This window comes from Enterobacter cloacae complex sp. 2022EL-00981, from assembly GCF_028737495.1.
Taxonomy (GTDB): Bacteria; Pseudomonadota; Gammaproteobacteria; order Enterobacterales; family Enterobacteriaceae; genus Enterobacter; species Enterobacter cloacae.
In genome coordinates, this window is sequence record NZ_JAQZRK010000059.1 from 1 (window position 1) to 2,768 (window position 2,768).

Below are 2,768 nucleotides of genomic sequence, written 5' to 3' on the forward strand. Positions count from 1 at the left end.
CCCAGCAGGCCGTTCTGATCGTAGATCTTCACGGTGCTGCCCGCTTCCGCCTTACCGCTCAGGGTCGGGGTCGGATCGTCGGTGGTGCCGCCGTTCGCCAGGTTACCCTGCACGCTGCCCACGTCGTCCAGCGCCGCGTCGATGGTCGGTTTCACCGGTGCATCGGTGTCGATGGTCACGATCCAGCTGCTGCTGCTTGACTCGTTGCCCATCGGGTCCTTCGCCGTGGCGGTGAAGGTGTGGTCGCCGCGGCCCAGATCCACGCTCGGCGTGAAGCTCCAGGTGCCGTCCGCGCCCGCCGTGGTGGTGCCCAGCACGTTGCTGCCGTCCATGATGGTCACGGTGCTGCCCGCCTTCGCCGTGCCGCTGATTTGCGGACGGGTGTCGTCGGTGAGCGCGCCCTGCGACAGGCTGCCGGTGACGCTGCCGGTGTCGTCGGTCACGGCGGTGATTTCCACCTTGCCCGGGACCACGTCAACGGTGATGACCACGTGCGAGCCTTCCGGCCCGGTGTTGCCCGACGGATCGGTGACGGTGGTGGTCAGGTCGTGTGCGCCGTTCGCCAGCGGCTGGTCCGGGGTGTAGCTCCAGGTGCCGTCCGGGTTCACCTTCGCGGTGCCGATGACCTGGCCGTTGTCGATGATGTTCACCGTGCTGCCCGGCTCGGCCTTACCGCTCAGGGTCGGGGTGTTGTCATCGGTGGTGTCGCCGCTCACGACCGGGCCCTGGTACGCACCGACGTTGTCGGTGACCAGCAGGTCAGAGGCTGCGTCCGGGGCTTTTGTATCGATAACGATACCGAAGCCGCCGGTTGGCTCACTGGTGCGGCCCACGCCGTCGGTGACGGTGGCGGTAAAGTTATGGCTGCCGTCTGCCAGCGCCGTATCCGGCGTGAAGCTCCAGCTGCCGTTGCTGCCCACGGTGGTGGTGCCAATCAGACGACCGTTGTCGTAGATACTGATGGTGCCGCCCGCCACGCCGCTGCTGCCGCTCAGGGTCGGGGTGGTGTCGTTGGTGACATCGCCCTTCTGCAGGTAGTCCGCATGCGGGGCCACGTCGTCATAGACGGTGTCCAGCGTCGGTGCCTGCGGCGGTACGGTGGCCACGTTGATGATGTATTCACCGGACGGACCGGAGACGTTGCCCACGCCGTCGGTCTCTTTCGCCGTCAGGGTGTACTTCCCGTCCGGCAGCGGCGTGGTCGGCTCCAGGGACCAGGTACCGTCGGCCTGCACTTTCGCGGTGCCAATCACCTTGTCGCCGTTGTAGACGGTGATGGTGTTGCCCGGCTCTGCGCCCGTTCCCTTGATCAGCGGACGGTTGTCGTCGGTTTCCCCGCCGGAGGCAATCACGCCTGCGGTGTTCACGTCGTCATAGACTTCGGTGATCGCCAGCTTGCTCGCATCCGGGGCGGTGTAGTCCAGGGTCAGGACAAAGTCATCTGACGCAGAACTGGTGTTGCCCGCCCTGTCGGTGGCCGTCACGTGGAAGCGGTGCTCGCCTTCCGGCAGTTTCGCCACCGGCGAGAAGCTCCAGGTGCCGTCGGCTTTCGCCGTCACTTCGCCCAGCAGGCCGTTCTGATCGTAGATTTTCACGGTACTGCCCGGCTCGGCCTTGCCGCTCAGGGTTGGCGTCGGATCGTCGGTGGTGCCGCCGTTCGCCAGGTTACCCTGCACGCTGCCCACGTCGTCCAGCGCCGCATCGATGGTCGGTTTCACCGGTGCATCGGTGTCGATGGTCACGGTCCAGCTGCTGCTTGACTCGTTGCCCATCGGGTCCTTCGCCGTGGCGGTGAAGGTGTGGTCGCCGCGGCCCAGGTCCACGCTCGGCGTGAAGCTCCAGGTGCCGTCCGCGCCCGCGGTGGTGGTGCCCAGCACGTTGCTGCCGTCCATGATGGTCACGGTGCTGCCCGCCTTCGCCGTGCCGCTGATTTGCGGACGGGTGTCGTCGGTGAGCGCGCCCTGCGACAGGCTGCCGGTCACGCTGCCGGTGTCGTCGGTCACGGCGGTGATTTCCACCTTGCCCGGGACCACGTCAACGGTGATGACCACGTGCGAGCCTTCCGGCCCGGTGTTGCCCGACGGATCGGTGACGGTGGTGGTCAGGTCGTGTGCGCCGTTCGCCAGCGGCTGGTCCGGGGTGTAGCTCCAGGTGCCGTCCGGGTTCACCTTCGCGGTGCCGATGACCTGGCCGTTGTCGATGATGTTCACCGTGCTGCCCGGCTCGGCCTTACCGCTCAGGGTCGGGGTGTTGTCATCGGTGGTGTCGCCGCTCACGACCGGGCCCTGGTAGGCGCCGACGTTGTCGGTGACCAGCAGGTCAGAGGCTGCGTCCGGGGCTTTTGTATCGATAACGATACCGAAGCCGCCGGTTGGCTCACTGGTGCGGCCCACGCCGTCGGTGACGGTGGCGGTAAAGTTATGGCTGCCGTCTGCCAGCGCCGTATCCGGCGTGAAGCTCCAGCTGCCGTTGATGCCCACGGTGGTGGTGCCAATCAGACGACCGTTGTCGTAGATACTGATGGTACCACCCGCCACGCCGCTGCTGCCGCTCAGGGTCGGGGTGGTGTCGTTGGTGACATCGCCCTTCTGCAGGTAGTCCGCATGCGGGGCCACGTCGTCATAGACGGTGTCCAGCGTCGGTGCCTGCGGCGGTACGGTGGCCACGTTGATGATGTACTCACCGGACGGACCGGAGACATTGCCCACGCCGTCGGTCTCTTTCGCCGTCAGGGTGTACTTCCCGTCCGGCAGCGGCGTGGTCGGCTC

General features: G+C 66.7%; 1 protein-coding gene. It reads right to left on the reverse strand.

The window, feature by feature from the left end; genetic code table 11:
- Window positions 1-2,768 (reverse strand): Ig-like domain-containing protein (locus PUZ33_RS25025; protein ID WP_274205381.1); only part of this gene is annotated, 2,768 nt, incomplete at both ends.